9 protein-coding genes and 6 pseudogenes are annotated in these 17834 nt (G+C 58.2%); 9 read left to right on the top strand and 6 right to left on the bottom strand.

Annotated elements, in window-relative coordinates; genetic code table 11:
- Together ASF34_RS23450 and ASF34_RS23445 are read right to left on the bottom strand one after the other, a co-directional pair.
- Positions 1-259: HigA family addiction module antitoxin (locus tag ASF34_RS23450; RefSeq protein ID WP_244478972.1), on the bottom strand; the 259-nt coding region annotated here is incomplete at its 3' end.
- Positions 260-370: 111 nt separating this feature from the next.
- Positions 371-535 (bottom strand): annotated as a pseudogene (locus ASF34_RS23445) (type II toxin-antitoxin system RelE/ParE family toxin); the annotation flags it as partial.
- Between the two features lie 338 nt (positions 536-873).
- On the opposite strand from ASF34_RS23445, the pseudogene ASF34_RS11570 reads away from it, so the two are divergent.
- The 9 genes and pseudogenes from ASF34_RS11570 to ASF34_RS11540 form a co-directional block, all read left to right on the top strand.
- Positions 874-1433 (top strand): annotated as a pseudogene (locus tag ASF34_RS11570) (IS6 family transposase); the annotation flags it as partial.
- 294 nt (positions 1434-1727) lie between these two features.
- Positions 1728-2072: a hypothetical protein gene (locus tag ASF34_RS11565; RefSeq protein ID WP_018044634.1), complete on the top strand. Its 345-nt coding sequence runs from the start codon at positions 1728-1730 to the stop codon at positions 2070-2072.
- A 23-nt stretch (positions 2073-2095) separates the two neighbouring features.
- On the top strand, positions 2096-2359 hold the full coding sequence (locus ASF34_RS22775; RefSeq protein WP_156465700.1) for a hypothetical protein: 264 nt from the start codon (positions 2096-2098) through the stop codon (positions 2357-2359).
- 107 nt (positions 2360-2466) lie between these two features.
- A complete protein-coding gene (locus tag ASF34_RS11560; protein WP_018044635.1) occupies positions 2467-4983 on the top strand; it encodes a CheR family methyltransferase in 2517 nt (838 codons plus the stop codon).
- Between the two features lie 1108 nt (positions 4984-6091).
- Positions 6092-6529, top strand: a complete 438-nt coding sequence (locus ASF34_RS11555) for a TadE/TadG family type IV pilus assembly protein (protein ID WP_056161208.1) — start codon at positions 6092-6094, stop codon at positions 6527-6529.
- 8 nt (positions 6530-6537) lie between these two features.
- On the top strand, positions 6538-8163 hold the full coding sequence (locus ASF34_RS22260) for a pilus assembly protein TadG-related protein (protein ID WP_082494148.1): 1626 nt from the start codon (positions 6538-6540) through the stop codon (positions 8161-8163).
- Between the two features lie 1057 nt (positions 8164-9220).
- Positions 9221-9417 (top strand): annotated as a pseudogene (locus tag ASF34_RS22770) (IS3 family transposase); the annotation flags it as partial.
- 359 nt (positions 9418-9776) lie between these two features.
- The gene (locus tag ASF34_RS11545; RefSeq protein ID WP_056161207.1) at positions 9777-11261 is read left to right on the top strand and encodes a methyl-accepting chemotaxis protein; all 1485 of its coding nucleotides are present in this window, start codon (positions 9777-9779) and stop codon (positions 11259-11261) included.
- A gap of 33 nt (positions 11262-11294) precedes the next feature.
- A pseudogene (locus ASF34_RS11540) lies at positions 11295-11588 on the top strand (transposase); the annotation flags it as partial.
- A 33-nt stretch (positions 11589-11621) separates the two neighbouring features.
- Here the strand turns inward: ASF34_RS11540 and ASF34_RS22255 are convergent.
- The 4 genes and pseudogenes from ASF34_RS22255 to ASF34_RS11515 all read right to left on the bottom strand — a co-directional run.
- A pseudogene (locus ASF34_RS22255) lies at positions 11622-12688 on the bottom strand (IS630 family transposase).
- A gap of 230 nt (positions 12689-12918) precedes the next feature.
- Positions 12919-13527: a PAS domain-containing protein gene (locus ASF34_RS11525; protein ID WP_051439860.1), complete on the bottom strand. Its 609-nt coding sequence runs from the start codon at positions 13525-13527 to the stop codon at positions 12919-12921.
- Between the two features lie 658 nt (positions 13528-14185).
- Positions 14186-16912: a sensor domain-containing phosphodiesterase gene (locus tag ASF34_RS11520; protein ID WP_056161203.1), complete on the bottom strand. Its 2727-nt coding sequence runs from the start codon at positions 16910-16912 to the stop codon at positions 14186-14188.
- Between the two features lie 205 nt (positions 16913-17117).
- Positions 17118-17834 (bottom strand): annotated as a pseudogene (locus ASF34_RS11515) (calcium-binding protein); the annotation flags it as partial.

Here is a 17834-nt window from a genome sequence, read left to right as displayed (position 1 = left end):
AGAACTGGTGCGAAGTGCCGAAGTACCGGGCCAACCGGAGTGCAGTATCGGTGCTGATGCCGATTTCCTCCTTCACGATGCGCTCGATGCGCGAGCGAGGGAGGCCGAGCGCCTTCGCGACCGACCCCGCGCTCAGCTTGAGCGGAACCATGAACTCCTCCCGTAGGACTTCCCCAGGGTGGAGCGGCGCCAAGCGCACGACGTCCTCCTCGGCCTCGAAGGTCTGGCGAAGGGTCGTGATGCTGATCGTGTCGGACATGACAGAGCCCTCCTTAGCTAAGTGGTAGTCGGTGAGCTCGACCCGTTCCGGTCCTGCATCGGTCCAGACGAAGACGATGCGAAATTGGTCGCTGACGGAAATGGCGAGCTGACCGGCTCTATCTCCGATCAGGGCGTGGAGCCGGTTCGACGGCGGCGCCTTGAGGTCTTTCAGGTCAACGGCGTTGTGGAGGGCGCGAAGCTTGCGACGAGCAACCTTGAAGAGGTCGGCCGGGAATCCTCTCGGGCAGCGGCCCTGGAACACCGCCTCCGTCATCCGGTCGTGGAAGCTGCGGATCATCGTGCCGTCTGTGTTGCATTCGTTGATACAACGTATCACTCAATGCAACAGGACGTCAATTGGAATGTACCATCCAACGCAACAGTTCTAGGTGCTGGCTACGAGGCTGGCCGAGCGATGAGCCTGCCTAATCGGCCCGGGTCGTCCTCTCCCAAAACCGAATGCCGCCCCCTCCCCCGCTCTCGAAAATGGGTCTTTTAGGGCGCGCGAGTCGGAGCGCGTTTCCCTGGGCCTGTCGCAAACACGAATCTGCTGCCTCTTACGGGTCGTTAAGCATACCTGACCAGCTTGTCGCCTCCGCCCTGGAGCCGGCCATGATCCTTCACGCCATCGCTGTGAAGCTGAGGCAGCGCTCCAAGGCCGACTTCAAGGGCCGGCACTTCGAGGCGTCGCTCATCGTGCAGGCCGTCTCCTGGTACCTGCGCTACCCGCTCAGCTACCGCGACATCGAGGAGATCTTTCCGGAGCGCGGGCTTGAGGTGGACCACTCCACCCTGAACCGCTGGGTCTTGTCCTACGCTCCCCTGATCGAGAAGCGACTGCGACAGTTCCGCAAGCCGCACTGCGGATCGGTCCGCATCGGCACGGATGGCGCCGGCCCGTACCCACCGGCCATCGCCGAGAGCCGGAAGGCGGGTCTACTGCCTCGGACGCCGGTCCATTACGTGACCAAGCACCTCAGCAGGGGATCGAGAGCGACCACTTCCGGGTGAAGCGGTCGATGCCGCGGGTCGGCGGCTTCCGCTCGTTCAACACGGCGCGGCGCACGATCCAAGGTTTCGAGGCAATGCTATGGCTGCGCAAGGGCTTCGGGCTTGCCGGTGCGTGGACTGTCCGCGAGCAGAACCAACTGCTCTCAGTCTGCTTCGGACTTCAAAAGGTTATGCTGCCGCCGGGTGGTCGGAGTCCACATGGCAGATCCAAGTCAGGTTTCAGCACCCTCTTTAAATCACCGCCATCCCGGCCACTCAACCCTGCCTCAGCCTCTTATCGGACGGGCTCTGAGTCAGTGCACAAGCGTCCCACCTCGGCTACCACATGAGCGCAAACCACGGCACTCGCCGGGAATTAATTTGCGTCATGCTTTTTCTCAGCGCAGTCTACGAAGGTGTCTAGGTCGCTTCGTAGACACTGGAAGGTTCGCTAAAAATTTCGGTCGGGACGAAAAATGAGTGATGCCAATACAGGAGATCGCGCCCTCGAGACGGCTCGGGCGTTGCGCGCAGCGGCCGAGGAGGCGCGGCGGACAATCCTGGCGTCGCGTGAAATCGTACAGAGATCGCAAGAGCAGACGCGCGCAATGATAAACCGGCCTGAGATTGAGCCGTGTGATCATCACACCAACCAGCCCCCGTCGGAGAAGCTCGTCCGCTGCCTGATCCAGGCTTACGAACTCGCCATAGATGAGGATGATGTTCAGACACAGGCCTTGCTAGGCAGCATGTTACATGATGTGGGGGGACGCATCGCTGCGGCGGTTGGACCGAAGGCGGCCCAAATGATCCTGCATTGATCATCGCGGAACGGAAAAATGGGATGGCTCAGGATTTTGATGAAGATCCAATGGATCGTCACGCCACTCAAATACTGGCCCGTATCGCCCAGACACTTGACGTACCGCTCACCACTTTCTTTTCGAAGACGCAACCCTCGCCGTCCATTGGCTCATTGAATGCTTCCGAGTTAAAAAATCTCGCCCAGACAACGGAGATGCTTCGAAATTTTGTCAAACTGAAAGATACCGACGCTCGCGAGCGTTGCCTGGATTTCGTGAAAAGGGAAATCGAACGGCAAAATTAGTTTGGCTTAGTTGGCAGGAACGTCATCAACATCCTCGATTTCGTGGGGTTGATCCGCCAAGCCCTTTGTGTCCCTTGAGGCGACACGTAGCGGGGTTAGGATAGGCGATGACCACACAGGATCGGTTCCCGATCATCGGTATTGGAGCATCCGCTGGCGGCATCGAGGCTATGAGAGCCTTTTTCAATGGGTTTCCGCAGAGCCTCGATGCGGCTGTAATCGTCGTGACGCACCTCAACCCCGAGCGTGAAAGCCTGCTGACCGAAGTCTTGGCGCGATTCACGGCTTTGAAGGTCGAGAACATTATCGACGGCGTGTTGGTTCAGCCTCGTCACGTTTACGTCATGCCCCCCGGCGTCACTCTCGGCATCCAAGACGCTCGGCTCATCACGACGCCACTCCCTCCTGGAACCCGCGAGACGAAACCAGTCGATATCTTTTTTACCAAACTCGCGCTCGACCAGGGGGAGCGGGTGGTGGGCGTCATTCTGTCGGGCGGTGATGGCGACGGCGCAATCGGAGTCAAAGCGATCCGGGAGCACGGAGGCCTCACTCTAGCTCAGGTCGGAGACGAAGACGGCCCCGAAACGCCGGACATGCCTTTCAGCGCGATGCGGACCGGCTACATCGATTTCGGATTACGGGCCAGCGAAATGGGCGCCCGGATTGCTGAAAGTTATCTCGGTGACCGGGAGCCTTCACTAAGCGGTTTCGACAACGGCGATTCGGCGGATGCCACTGTTTCCGAGGATTTGCTCGCAGACATCTACGCCATCCTGCGCCGACAGGTTGGGCATGATTTCGCGGGCTACAAACCCAGCACGTTTCTCCGCCGCCTGTCCCGGCGCATCAGCGTCAGCGGCTCGGCCGGGCCACAGGCCTACCTCGAACTGCTGCGCGCAAACTCTGCGGAGGTCGCCGCCCTTTTCCGGGACCTGCTCATTGGCGTGACGAAGTTCTTCCGCGACGCTGCCGCTTTCGACGCGCTCTCCGCCCTGGTGATCCCTCTGCTATTCGAGGGACGTGGCCCCGACGATACGGTACGGGTCTGGGTGCCCGCCTGCTCGACCGGCGAAGAGGTCTATTCCATCGCCATACTCTTGCGTGAGCACGCCGATACGTTGCCCAACCCACCACGTATCCAGATTTTCGCCACCGATATCGACGAACGCTCGCTTACCGTCGCCCGATTTGGCCGCTACCCGCGGGCCTACCTCGATGCCGTCTCGCCAGAGCGTATTGCTCGCCATTTCGTCTCGGAGGCGGAGAGCGTCGTCATCAGTAAGAAGCTGCGGGACATGTGCACATTCTCGCCCCACAGCGTGCTGCGCGATCCACCGTTCTCGCGCCTCGACCTCGTCTCCTGCCGTAACCTGCTGATCTACCTCGGCCTTGCCGCCCAGGAGCAGGTTCTACCTATCCTTCACTATGCCTTGCGCCCATCCGGGTATCTGTTCATCGGCATGGCTGAAAACGTCACGCGCTTCGAAAATCTATTCGCCACCGTTGAGAAGAAGCACCGAATTTTTCAGGCCCGTAACACGATCCGACCGGTGCGTTTGCCGTCCATGCTCGACCCTGACAGGACTGGTATCCTTGCGGCTGGTGAAGGCCGGCGCCGAAGCGGGACGACGCACGCGACGCTGCGGCAGGTGGTAGAGGCAGAGATACTCATCACGTTCAGTCCACCGCATGCGGTTGTGACGCGCTCAGGCGAAGCCGTGCATTACTCCCCTCGGATCGGTGACTATCTGGAGATCGCCTCAGGCCAACCGACGCAGGATTTAGCCGCGATGGCTCGTCGCGGACTGCGCCTGGAACTTCGCATGGTCCTCAGTGAGGCCATCGAGGGGAACCGGTTGGCAGTTCGAGATGATCTTGAATATACCATGCCGGATGGTCGTATCCGAAAGCTATCTCTGATCGTCAAGCCGCTTGCGATGACAGCCGAAGCGGAGCCACTGTTTCTCGTTGTTTTCGACGATGCGGCGTCCCCCATCGATCCGACCCTCCGGCGCGCGCAGATGAATGGCGAGCAGAGCGAGGAAATCGCTCGGCTGGAGCGTGAACTGACTGATGCGCGCGAGCGTATGCTGGCGATCGTTGAAGAGTATGAGACCTCTCTTGAAGAGCTGAAATCGTCAAACGAAGAAATGCATTCTGTCAACGAAGAAGCACAATCGGCAAACGAGGAGTTGGAGGCTTCCAAGGAAGAAGTCCAGTCAATTAACGAAGAGCTTCACACGGTCAATACAGAACTGAACTTGAAAATTGACCTCATGGATCAGATGAGCGACGATCATGAGGCTCTGTTTGAGAGCACTGAGCTCGCAAGTGTATTCCTCGACAAAAGCTTACGGATTCGCCTTTTCACACGGGCCGCCGCGGATATATTCAACATAGTGCCAAGCGATCATGGACGTTTGTTGAGTAATTTCTCGGCTCCGTTCTCGTTGGTGTGGTTGCCGGATGAAGCCTATAGAGTGATGGTCGAAAGACAGACGAGCGAGAGAACGATCGACGGACTGGACGGCGCACGTTACCGAATTCGCCTTACGGCGACGGCTCGAAGAGGCGCTGAAGTGTCGGGTGTCGTGGCGAACTTCGTCAAGTTGGCCGAATAGGCAGCCTCGGCACGGGGCTCATAGGCTCGACGACAGGCCCGATGTGAGAGGGCTACGTCGCCCACTGCGCAAGTGAGCAGATCGACCTGCTACTGCCTCCGAATGAACGATGTTGATGTCCGCTTGGCGCGACGGCAAGCGGTCAGCCCGCATCTTGAAGAGTTTCCGGGTACGCCTCCGGTGACGGCCGCGGTCGTCATTCCGACAGTGCGTCAGGCGGCGATCTGCTGGGGCTGAGCCAATGTCCCGTTCCGCGGCAGTCTTTCGTCGATACTTCCGGCGGGATGATCGGATAACCGAAGGACCACGCCGAAGGAGGATCGCGAAGGCCTGACGAAAATTGTTCGCCAAAACCGGCTTACAGATCCAGCACCTCGTCCCAGGCTCAGCATGGGAGAATGGGGGGGGGGGCCAACGGCAAGCTGACGGACGAAAGCCTACGCCGAGACATCGTCTGCTCGCTGAAGAATGCGCAGATCGTGAGGGAGATCTGGCAGATCATCGACACCCGCATCCGACCGCATTCCTCGTTGGGCCGCCGACCGCCCGTGCCTGTAATTTTCCCGATTCTGGCTCTTCGACTACCCATGGTCACCACCATGCCGTCGCCCTCACGAGAACCAGCATAAAATACCCACCAAGCCTCTCACTCGCCCCACCTCATCTAATAATGCTTACTTCAAAATTACGGCCTTAACCCTGCAAATACATTTATCTAAGCAAGCTTATGATTATTGAAGCTGACAATTATGCCAAAAATAGAATATTATATTATTAGAGAAGTATTTTATATTCATTTATTAAATATGACGCTCATAAAATCAGACAAATAAAACATGGGTTCCAGCACAAGCATAGTTTATAAAAAGGTAATTATTTTCCATAAAAATAATTCATATTTGAGTGCGCCGTCAAATACCCCACGCCGCACTGTGGCTCCTCAAAATCGCGAATCTTTTTGATCGGCCGTAGCTTGTAGCGGCATATTTCTCATGTAAGTTGATAAGTGCAACCGCGCTGTCTGTCGCTCCCAGCGGGCGCTCTCGGTGACCTTATCGCCTGAAGCCCCATCCTCAGGATTGGTCGCTCTCTCGAAGATTGAGGAAAAATGGCTAGGAACAGTCGTTTCTCACTGAGACGTTTTCAAGTCGCCGAGGAAGGAGCCGCGGCCGTCGAGTTCGCTCTCCTCGTACCGATCCTCATGGTTTTGCTGTTTGGAATCGTTGGTTTTGGGTGGTTCCTGGGAATCGCTCATAGCCTACAGGAAGCCGCCTCCCAATCTGCACGAGCGTCTGTAGCGGGCATGGATGTCAGCGAGCGGTCCGCTGTAGCATTAGCGACCATCAAGCGTAGAATCTCCGACAATCCCTTGATCGATCCCGATTCACTGACGGTGAATGTCGGGGCGGATGCGGGAAATCCCGATCTCTTCACGGTCACCCTCCGCTACGACATGAGTGCGAACCTACTCAAGATCGTACCAACGTTCGTCCCCTTGCCAACAACATTGATGAGGACAGCTAGTATTCGCCGGGGAGGTCTGTGAAGCGGACCATGCTAAAGGCATTACGATCTGACCGCAGCGGTGCGATTGCTCCCCTCGTTGGCCTCGCGATTTTCGCGCTGCTTGGCTTTTGCGGTCTCGGCATCGATTTCGGCGTTGCCTTCAACCACAAGCGTAAGCTTCAGTCCGCCGTGGACTTAGCTGCCCTGGCCGCTACGGGCGCCAAAGATAAGGTCGGTGCTGCCACCCTCGCCATGATCGACAATGGCTTCAGCGTTCCGTCAAAACTTACGGTGACGCCTGGGACGTACACGGCAGACCGCAGCATCAGTCCCGAGGCCCGGTTCTCGGAGGGGGGGGCCTCCCCGAATGCGACCCGGGTTACGGCCAATTCGTCGATCATCACCAGCTTCTCTCACCTGATCGGCGGGCCTGGATCCATGGAGATGACGGCAAGCGCAACGGCTATACGGGCCGAACTCGCTGCCTTCAGCATTGGCTCTCGCGCCGCCGCCCTAGATGGGGGAATCGGCAACGCCCTCCTGTCAAGCATTTTAGGAACGTCCGTATCCTTGTCCGTTCTCGATTACCATGCCCTAGCCGGTCTAAAGATCGATGCGCTCACTTTCCTGAAGAACGCAGCCACTCGGGGCCATATTCAGGCCGCAACCTACAAAGATGTACTAGACGGTTCGGTCACCGTCGGCGAGTTGGCTCTCGCTTTAGCCGATACCGCTCGTGCGACACCCGGCGGGTTCGAGGCCGCACAAATTCTGAGTCGTCTTGCCGCAGGGAAAGGCGGAACCGAGCGCGTGAAGCTCGGAAACCTGCTATCAGTCGGAGACCTGGCACAACAACCCCTAACATCTCCTGGCTCGCCACTGACTGTCGGGGCGCTTGGCATGCTGAGTGCGGGGGCGGTTCTCGCCAATGGGACGAACCAAATAAGCGCCGACTTGGGTGTTAACATACCGGGCTTGCTTAAGTCTAAGGTTACGTTTCGAGTTGGCGAGGCTCGGCGTACGTCAGGCTTTGTTCTACCCGGCACCACGCTCTCGACATCGCAGGTTCGTGCTCTCGTAGAGGTCTCCCTCGCGGCTCCTCTTGGGCTTGGAGAATTGAAAGTTCCAATTTATGTGGAAGTCGGGCGCGCGACAGCGAAACTGGCAAAGCTCACATGCCCCTGGAACTCGCAGGATCAGAGGTCGGTCACGTTGGACGTGACAACAGGCGCTGCCTACCTTTCCCTTGGAGAGACGCCCTTATCGTATCTCGATCCTGAAGGACCACGTCCTCCACTAACGCCAGCGGTCATCCTGCGCGCCCCGCTCCTCGAGGTGCGAGCTTCCTCAAAATTTGAATTGGGACAGACCACCCGCAGTGTTAATTTTGGCGATGCAGACATCACATCCGGACGAATAAAAACCGTCTCCTCGGACAAGCTGACGTCGTCTTTATCTCGCTCACTTTTTTCGAGTCTGTATCTCGATGTGAATGGTCTCCCATTAGGTGGTATTCTCAACCTGCAGCAACTGATCGGCTCGGTGCTTATGTTAGCCGCGCCTAGCATCGATGCCATCCTCGACGCACTGCTGGCGACATTGGGGATCCAGATTGGGACCGCCGATGTCTCCGTAGACGGGACACGCTGCAATGGTGCAGCTCTGGTGCAATAGCAATATTTTTCTGCCTCTTAAGTCATTGATATGACGAAAATTTGAGGCCATTCCCAATTCGTGAAATATCACCGTTCATAACCGGCGTACGATACAATCGCACGATACGCAATCAACGTAAGTGGAAGGGATGCCCAATTCGGCACGATGATGTGTCCGCTAGCGGTCAATGCCGAACGTTCGAAGCATACTGCAGCCTATTCGTCGCGCTTTTGACTTTGTGTCGCTAACTGTCGAAATTTGACGCCGTTTCTATATTTCGCCGTCGTACCAAGCCTCAATGACTTCGGACGTTCGCAAAGCAGTCTTGCAAACCCGCAAGGTTTTCAAACTCGGAAGCTTCAATAAAAATATATCTGGAACTACGTCTGCGTCCAGCAGAACCAGTCGCACGCTCAACTCACTGCGGCTACAGACGAGCACAGGTACCATCGTATGTTCGGTCAGAAAAATGGCCCCGGACTCGAAAGTAGTTCCCCACTTATCCTTGAGTTTATCAATCATCATTCACCTCCGCGAGACAATCATATTATTTGTACAATTCTAAACATTTTCCCGATCAAAGGCGGAGCGAAAGATGATTGCTAGAAAAATATAAAATTCATTCCCAGTCATCTGTTAACGCAAGTTGCCTAACCTGCTGTTTGGAGCGAGCAGAATACCCATCGTGTTCATGTCCCACCTGTTTTGGCCTCCGGAAATGAGTATCAACGGCCGGATAGCCTTTCTCAGTTTTCGGAAGCAGGGGCACGCTAGCTCTAATGGCGCGAATGTAGCACGAGTTCGCTCGTTGCTTTCCCTTACAACATTCGATCAAGATCATTGCATACAGGTTAAAACTCGCCTCATTTTTGTCCGCGGCTCAACCTTTAGGCGATTTCTTCCCTCGCGGGCGACCATGCGAGTAGTGTGGACACACGCTAGGCCGTGAAACCATGACGATTTTTGGATCGGGACGAACCTGCTCGGATCTTTTTCTCCTTGGAAGGAGTTGCCAATGGCTTGATATGATCTGACGGATGTAGAATGGACGGTCATCAAGCCGGTGCCGCCGACCGCGATCCGGATCGCTCGTAAGCTTGAGGCGCTGTACGTGATCGACGTGCCTTCGGACCTGTTCAGCCTCCGCGGGGTTGCCCGGTTATATCCCCTCGGACAACGGGCCGGAGTGCGTTGCCGAGACCGTTCAGGACTGGATCGGAGCGGTTGATCAACCGCCGCCGACATCGAGCCGGCAGCCCGTGGGAGAACGGCTGATTGTAAGGAGGTGTCGGCTTCGCACAGCACCAGCAGCGCCGCTTCAGCCTCGATCCGCCTTATGGTGGGCATGATGGCGGGCTTGGGCGGAGCCTCGAAGTTGACTGGCAGCGGATGATCCAAGGCCTGGGTGCTGCTCGTGGTTGGCATCCCTCATAGGCTCATGGTCGCGGGCCAATCCACACGAAGGACCAAAAAATCGCATCTCAGTTGAGTTATGGAAGGAATTAAAGCCATTGTTAACGGGTGCGGCGTGATGGTGGTGATCTGTTGTTCGAGTATTCAGTCAGAGCTGGATCGTAGGTTGTGGGCGCGACGCGCCGGCGTCACGCAAGAAATCCCGAAAGTATTTGAGAATGCTTTTCAGTCGCCCCCTTCATCCGAGGACGGAAGATTGTGCCAAGATAGCGGCGCTTGAACGGTCCCAGGGGGTGATCGAATTCGATCTTTATGGAACGGTGGTTCGCGCCAACGAGAATTTCCTTTCCGTGCTCGGTTTCAGCGCAGGGGAGGTCGTTGGACAGCACCACCGAGGGTTTGTCGAGCCGGCCGTGCGGGATAGTCGCGCATACAGTGAGTTTTGGGAGAAGCTGCGGGCCGGCGAGTTCCAGGCCGGGCAATTCAAGCGCATCGGTAAGGATGGCCGCGAGGTCTGGATCGAGGCGTCCTACAACCCGATTTTCGACCGTCGGGGCAAGCCCTACAAGATCATCAAATTCTCGGCCGACATTACGCATCAGAAGCAACTCGATGCGGATTGCAAAGGGCAGATCGAGGCTATCCAGAAGGCGCAAGCAGTCATCGCCTTCAATCTAGATGGGACCATTATCGAGGCCAATCAAAACTTCCTGTCGGTTGTTGGTTACACGCTCCCCGAAATCGTCGGTCAGCATCACAGGATATTCGTCGATCCAGCTTTCGGCGACAGTCCTGGTTATGCGGCGTTCTGGGGCAAGCTGCGCCAGGGCGAGTACCAGAAGGGGCAGTTCAACCGCATCGGCAAGGACGGTCGCGTGGTTTGGATTGAAGCTTCCTATAATCCCATCTTTGATGCGAGCGGCCGGCCCTACAAGGTGGTGAAGTTCGCCATCGACATTACGGCGCAAGTCGTTTTGCTGGCTAACCTCAAGCGCCTGATCGAACAGAATTTTGCAGAGATCGACGGGGCCATTTCGATCTCCTCGCAGGAGTCGAGGTCCGCCACGGAGGCTGCGGGAATTACAGCCAACAACGTACAGACCATGGCTGCCGCCTCCGAAGAACTGGCCGCCTCCGTCGACGAAATCTCACACAGCATGAGCAAGGCACGGATCGCAACGGACGATGCACATGCGCAGGTGGAGGCAGCGGGTGCGGTCACCCAGAAGCTCACGGCAGCCGCCACGGCGATGAGCGGCATCGTGGCCCTGATCCATGCTATCGCCAGTCAGATCAATCTGCTGGCCCTTAACGCGAGCATTGAGGCGGCGAGGGCTGGCGAAGCTGGACGCGGTTTTGCGGTGGTCGCGCAGGAAGTCAAGAACCTCGCCGCTCAGGCGGCCCGTGCCACGAGCCAAATTTCCAGCGAGATCGACAGCGTACAAACAGCGTCGGAACAGGTCGCCGGGACGCTTGGAACGATCCAGGGATCGGTCGAGACCATGCGCGACTACGTGGTCAGCACAGCCGCTGCGGTTGAGGAGCAGAGCGTTGTAACGCGTGAGATGTCACGGAGCATGCAAGGGGCGGCCGAAGCCGTTCGAGACATTTCACGGAGCGTGCTGGCGATCTCGGAATCTATCAACGAGGTCTCATGGGCCGTCGACACGACAAAGGAGGCTGCTCGTGTTCTCGCCCGTTAAAAGTGTGCGCCGCATCGCCCCCGATCCCGTCGTATGGGTTGCTCGCGCAGCGGCCTGACCACCACGATCCATGTCCCGGTCGATGCCGTGGGCCGCCCCATCGCACTCAAACTGACCAAGGGTCAAACTCATGACGGCCGCTCCTCGGACGATATGCTCGGCGCGCTCGGTCCGGGTCAGACCCTCCTCGGCGACCGGGCCTACGACAGCGACGAACGGCGAGACCGTCTGGCGAAACAGGGCGCGTTGGCCAACGTCCGCCCCATGTGCAACCGCTACCTCGTCGAACGCTTCTTAAACACAATCAAGCACTTCAAGGCAGTTGCCGCATACCTTGGCATCGTTGTCTAGTGCGCTGACTCAGACAGATGGTGCAGGGAGGCGTTTGAGAGCGCTGAGGATGGCGTCGGCGGGTTTTGTCCATTGGAAGGGCCTTGCCCGCTGGTTGTGCGCGGCGATGTAGCGTTTGATGGCGGCTTGCAGATCGACGATGCCGGTGAAGGTGCCGCGCCGCAGCCGGCGGCGCGAAAGGGCGGAGAAGAAGCCCTCGACGGCATTGAGCCAGGAGGCTGAGGTCGGGGTAAAGTGAAAGGTCCAGCGCGGATGGCGCGCGAGCCAGGCGCGGACCTTCGGGTGCTTGTGGGCCGCATAGTTGTTGAGGATGGCATGAACCGTCTTGCCAGCCGGGACGGCGGCCTCGACGGTGTTCAGGAAGCGGATGAACTCACCGTTGCGATGGCGCTGCATGCAGCGGCCGAGCACGGTTCCTTCCAGGACGTCGAGCGCGGCAAGCAGTGTGGTGGTGCCGTGGCGGGTGTAACCGTGGGTCTGGGCGGTGGGGCGCCCTGAGCCGAGCGGCGGGGCGGGTCATGTGCGCTCCAGCGCCTGGATCTGGGACTTCTCGTCGATGGAGAGCACGACCGCGTGATGTGGCGGGTCCATGTAGAGGCCGACGATGTCCTCGACCTTTTCGGCGAAGGCGGCATCGTTCGAGCGCCTGAAGGTGCGCACGCGGTGTGGTTGTAGGCGGTGGGCCTCCCAGATGCGTTGCACGGACCGCAGCGAGATGCCGACCTATTCGGCTACGGCGCGACCTGCCCAATGCGTGACCTCGCCCGGTGGCTCGGAGCAGGTCAGGGCCAATACCACGGCGACGGTGCGCGCCGACAGCGGTTCCTTGCCGGGCGGGTCTTGTCATGCAGTAGGCCCTCGACGCCTTCCTCGGCAAAGTGCTGCTGCCAGCGCCAGACCGCCGGGCGGCTGGCGGCGGCCCGCCGCGCCGCTTCCACCACCGACAGGCGCTCGGCAGAGAACAGCACGATCCGGGCACGCTGGATGTGCTTGAACGGACGCCAGCGGTCGCCGATGATGCTCGTCCGCCGCGCCCGGGCGGCTTCGTCAAGGAGAACACAGACAGTCTGAGCCATCCCCTCAGACACGCATACCTCACCGCAAAGGTGAATCCTCCGTATGCGTCACCGCAATAGGATGGCAGAGAGATAGAGCGCCTCCCACACCGTATTGTGGCCGAAGTGCTCCATGCGCCCTGGCGGCAGTGGCCTGCCCTGATTCCCATCCGAGAAGCGAAGCACATTGGCCAGCAGCCCAATGAATCAGCCTCACAACCTGTCGTTGAGCGTATTACTTAAATGGGCTTCTAGTTCATCTCGCTGTATCGCCTGCGATCCGACAGCTTCGCGAGGGCCCGCCCAACCTCCAATAATAGCATATCGCTCATCCTATGGAGGAGGGGTTCAGGAAGCTCATGGATGGCTTTTCTGGCAGCAAGGCAATGCTCGGCAGCGCGTTCTAACGGGTGCTGGGCCTGACACGTCAGATGAGAACTCTCATCTTGGTTGCCAAGACGCGATTGAGTGATATCGATCAACACGCCGCTTCCACGCTGAGGTCGTCCTGCCTTGTCTAGAGCAATACGCCCCCGATCGAGGACCCAGCGGACGACACCGTCAGCCGAGCAAACCCGGTACTCAAACGTGCAGCACAGGCCTGTCTCCGTGCTTTGCTTGATCTCGCGGGTAAAGCGCTCACGATCGTCCGGATGAACGCCGGCGCGAAAGGCATTGAGCGAAGTGCCGGCCGCTGCTTCAGCGGGGTCAAGATTGAACACGAGCGCCACCAGGGCGTCAGCATAAACGCGATCATTCGGAACATCGTAGTCCCATCGCCCGATCACGTCGGACGCGTCGAGCGCCTGCTGCAGCAGGACCTGCGAAACCTGGGCCTCGCGAGATATGATTGTACCCACTCGTGCCCCACAGATCCGCTTCCATGCAACCTGAGAGTACGATAAGCCCAGAAAATTATAAAAGCGATACCGGTGGAAATTTACTACCGCACGGGTTAGGACAGGGGAAATTATTATTCAATTTTAGGTTGTTATTATGGAGGCGATAGGGGTCGTAAGCTGCGTATCGGTGAAGCCGATCCGTTGCTCACAGGAGGCTCGAGCGTCCCTGTTGCAAAGGTCAAAGTCTCGAGATCGTAGAGCGCTCGACTGAAATCCTGGACTGCAGAGACACTGTGTCTTTCCGTGCCAGGCCTGCGCGACACGCAGGATGTCAGCTGTGACGAGCGGAGAGTTGATTTGGCAATGCGCCAAAATTGCCTTGATTTTATTGAGGCTTTCGTGCGCGTCTTTGACCCAAACAAGCGCGAGCACCTTATCAAGTCCATTCACCAGGCCGGCAAGCATGACTATTTATAAGGCTCTGTCGTTCATCCGCTTCCGCTGAATATACCGATAAAGTGTTGATCAACGGTAGCCATATGACTTCCGTAAGGAGGTCACAGCAAGTTTCACCACGCCAGATATCGAATGAATGCTATAAATCCTTTTCATATCTCCGGGCGCCCCGTGGAACGCGAGCGGCTCATAGGTATGTTCCGAAATTATATGTTGTAATTTATGCTTGTGTCAGCCCGATACGTTTCTGGAAATTCGATACGAAGACATCTAACGATACTTCTTCTAACAAATCTGTTGCTTCATCGGCTGGTAGTGGTCGACTGACCAGATAACCTTGTATGTCAGTACAGCCGTCTAAACCGACCTGCTCAAGCTGATGACGGGTCTCGACGCCTTCCGCGGTCACCGTTGCTCCAAATTGCGACGCGATCCCCACGACGGCCCGGACAATCGCCGCGGCAGCCGGGTCGTCGATCTCGTTGACGAAGGATCGGTCGATCTTGATACTGTCGAACGGGAAGCGGCGCAGATAGCTGAGCGACGAGTAGCCGGTACCAAAGTCGTCGAGCGCAATGCGAACGCCGAGGCGTTTCAAACGACGCAGGCAGGCGATCACCGCCTCTGCGTCTTGGACGAGGACGCTCTCGGTGATTTCCAGGACGAGACGATAAGGCGGGAGACCTGAGGTCGTCAGAGCGGATATGACATTGTCTTCAAGCCCTGGCTGCTGAAACTGAACGGCGGAAACGTTGACGGCAATCCGTAGATGACCGGGCCAGGACGCGGCTTCTCGGCATGCCTCATGGAGCGCCCAGGAACCGAGCGACACGATGAGACCGGTCTCCTCGGCTAACGGAATGAACGCGCCGGGTGCAATCATTCCACGTGTTGGGTGAGGCCAACGCATCAGCGCCTCGAAACCGACGATCCTGTGGTCAGACAGACGCAGCACGGGCTGATAATGCATGGCAAAACTGCCGCATAGGATGGCCTCACGCATCTCCAACTCAAGCTGCATACGGGTCTCGATTGCCGCATCCATACCGGCTTCGTAGAAACGATAGCTGGTGCGCGCTGCCGCCTTGGCGCGATGAAGCGCGAGATCCGCGTTCTTGAACAGGATCTCTGGCATGTCGCCATCTGCAGGGGCCAGCGCGATCCCGATGCTGATGCCGACAGTCACAAGGACCCCGCCAAGGTCGAGCGGTTGGCCTACCGCATCGATCAAACTCTGTGCGAGAGAGCTGACGTGGTGCACGTGGTCTACATGCGAGATAATAAGAGCGAACTCGTCGCCGCCAAGCCGTGCCACGACATCGCCGTCGCAAATGTTTGCGCTCAAGCGCGTGGCGATCTCGCAAAGCAGTTGGTCCCCCGCAGGGTGGCCGAGCGTATCGTTGATGGACTTGAACCGATCGAGGCCAAGGCACAGCAGTGCGGCCTGGCCTCTGCTGCGGCGAACGTCGACCAGCCTTTGCTCCAAGTGCTCGTAAAAAACAGTTCGGTTGGGCAGGCCCGTGAGCGCATCGTGGCGAGCCATGTAGGAGATGTGGTGCTCAGACGCTTTACGCTCAGAGATGTCGATATTCGTGCCTACCATGCGCAGCGGGACGCCTTGCTCGTCCCGCGAGACCACTCTGCCCCGTGACAGAACCCATGTGTAGTCACCTGACTTGGTTCGTATACGACGCTCGGAGGCGTACGCGGCGCTCCGCCCCTCGAAATGCTCTGCGATAAGTGCCAGTGTCTGCTTCAGGTCGTCTGGGTGGGTGAGCCCGAGGGATGTGTCGATGTGCGCTTCGAGCTCTCCTGGCTCATAGCCAAACATGGTGTACCAGCGGTCAGAGTACCAAACCTGCCCCGTGGTGACGTTCCAGTCCCATAAGCCATCGCTGCCACTGTCGAGGGCGAGGGCAAGACGCTCCTTGCTCATGCGTAGGCGCTTCTCGCTTTGAATGAGAGCGTCCTGGGTCGTGCGTCGTTCAGTGACATCGAGATCGAGACCGACGATGCGCAGCGCCTTGCCCGTTACCTCATGGCGAATGATGCGACCAAAGCTCATGAGCCAGCGGTACCCGGCGCTGCCATCGGGGCGCCTAACCCGATATTCGACCTTGTAGGTCGTCCCGTCACGAAGTGCCGCTGTGTGCGCTGCCTGGACGAGGGGAAGATCCTCCGGGTGTACCCGTGCGGCCCATTCCGCGATGCTGATGTCGATCCAGTGTGTTGAGCTCGACTTGCCATGGAACCCAAGCATGAGGGCACTCTCAGGAGAGTTCTGCACTACATCTTCATCGAAGCTCCACTGCCAAATTCCTGCTCCGGCGGCTTCCTGGGCAAGCCGGAGAAGATCGGCTGTCTGCTCGAGTTTCTCATGGGCAGTCCGATAGCGCTCTTCACTCGCTCTTATCAGCATCTCCGATCGTATACGCTCGTCCAACGTGGCCTCGGCGGCGATTCGCGCGTGATGAAGTTCGATGTGAGCGACGACAATCTGAGCGAGGCTTTCAAGTTGGGTTCCCTGCAACTTGGAAAACCTTCGCGGCTTGGTGTCGACGAGGCACAATGTGCCAAGTCGAATGCCTGATCGAAGAACAAGGGGAGCGCCGGCGTAGAAGCGGATGGCATTCTTACCCATGACCAAGGGGCTGTGGGCAAAACGTGGGTCCATTGTTGCATTTTCTACAACGAGAACGTCGTCTGATAGAATGGCATAGGTACAGAACGAAATTTCACGTGACGTTCCATCGCCAGCGATCCCACACTTGGCCTTGAACCATTGTCGCTCGCTGTCGATGAGCGTGATGAGTGCGACAGGCACGTTAAACAACGCAGCGGCCGTGCTACACACGGCATCGAAGTGGGCCTCAGGCGCCGAATCGAGGATGCGCAGATCGCGCAGTGCCGCGAGGCGCTCGCCCTCATTTGGCGGAAGCGGCGGCATGGTTGTTCCATCACTGATGGTCGCTCTTACGACCGGGTTGACTCACGCTACTCGTCAAAGGTCGAAATAATTTTGTAGGCGCAATCGGTTGTTCAGCTTACAGATACTGCAGAAGCATTTGCCCGCCGTCACAATCAAATCTAATCTTTTACTTCCAGAAAGAAGGGGCCGCCTAACGGCGCCCCCTTCATGACGTTGAATAGCGTCAGACGATGAACGACCCGCTGTCGAGGACATGGTGGCCCTGGAGGAGGACGGCGAAATCGGCCGCTCCGTCGCCGTTGGTATCACCCTGCAGGAGGGTGTTGCCGCCGCCGAACTTCATCCGCAACTCGCCGGCCTCGCCCGAGAACGCCTGGGTTCCGACGAACTGGAAGCCCTGGTCACCGGCGAGCCCGAAATTCGCATCGATCGCGCTGAGGTCGATGCGGTCGCCCGCGGCGAAATCGAAGTCCTTGACGATGTCGCGTCCGCCGATGCCGACGTCGCTGTCGGTGACGTCCTTGAACACGAAGGTGTCGGCACCGCCGCGGCCGTAGAGGAGGTCACGGCCGTCGCCGCCGTAGATCCGGGTGTCGCCGGCGTTGCCGAAGATCTCGTTGTTGCCGGCATTGCCGTTGGCAACGAGCTCCGAGGTTCCACTGAGAACCATCTTCTCCGTATTGGTTTCCATCGTGTGACTGACGGTCGAGCGGATCGTATCGAAGCCCTCGCCCGGCTGTTCGATGGCGCGATCCCCGGCATTGTCGATGAGGTAGGTGTCGTTACCGGTGCCCCCGCGCATGGTGTCGGCTCCGCTGCCGCCGAGCAGGGTGTCGTTGCCGCCGTTGCCCGTCATGACATCGTCGCCGGCACCGCCGCTCAGACGGTTGTGGCCGTCGTTGCCTGTGATGTTGTTGTCGAGGTCGTTGCCGAAACCGCT

It is taken from the genome of Methylobacterium sp. Leaf106 (assembly GCF_001422895.1).
In the GTDB taxonomy this organism is placed as follows: Bacteria; Pseudomonadota; Alphaproteobacteria; order Rhizobiales; family Beijerinckiaceae; genus Methylobacterium; species Methylobacterium bullatum.
Note: the sequence above shows the minus strand (reverse complement) of the source record. Positions and strands in the feature narration are given on the sequence as shown.

Bases quoted from the DNA above. Each gene is read 5' to 3' on its own strand.
- ASF34_RS22260 (WP_082494148.1), top strand. From the start codon at position 6,538: ATGCTAAAGGCATTACGATCTGACCGCAGCGGTGCGATTGCTCCCCTC.
- ASF34_RS11565 (WP_018044634.1), top strand. From the start codon at position 1,728: ATGAGTGATGCCAATACAGGAGATCGCGCCCTCGAGACGGCTCGGGCG.
- ASF34_RS11560 (WP_018044635.1), top strand. From the start codon at position 2,467: ATGACCACACAGGATCGGTTCCCGATCATCGGTATTGGAGCATCCGCT.
- ASF34_RS11545 (WP_056161207.1), top strand. From the start codon at position 9,777: ATGCTTTTCAGTCGCCCCCTTCATCCGAGGACGGAAGATTGTGCCAAG.
- ASF34_RS22775 (WP_156465700.1), top strand. From the start codon at position 2,096: ATGGCTCAGGATTTTGATGAAGATCCAATGGATCGTCACGCCACTCAA.
- ASF34_RS11555 (WP_056161208.1), top strand. From the start codon at position 6,092: ATGGCTAGGAACAGTCGTTTCTCACTGAGACGTTTTCAAGTCGCCGAG.
- ASF34_RS11520 (WP_056161203.1), bottom strand. From the start codon at position 16,912: ATGCCGCCGCTTCCGCCAAATGAGGGCGAGCGCCTCGCGGCACTGCGC.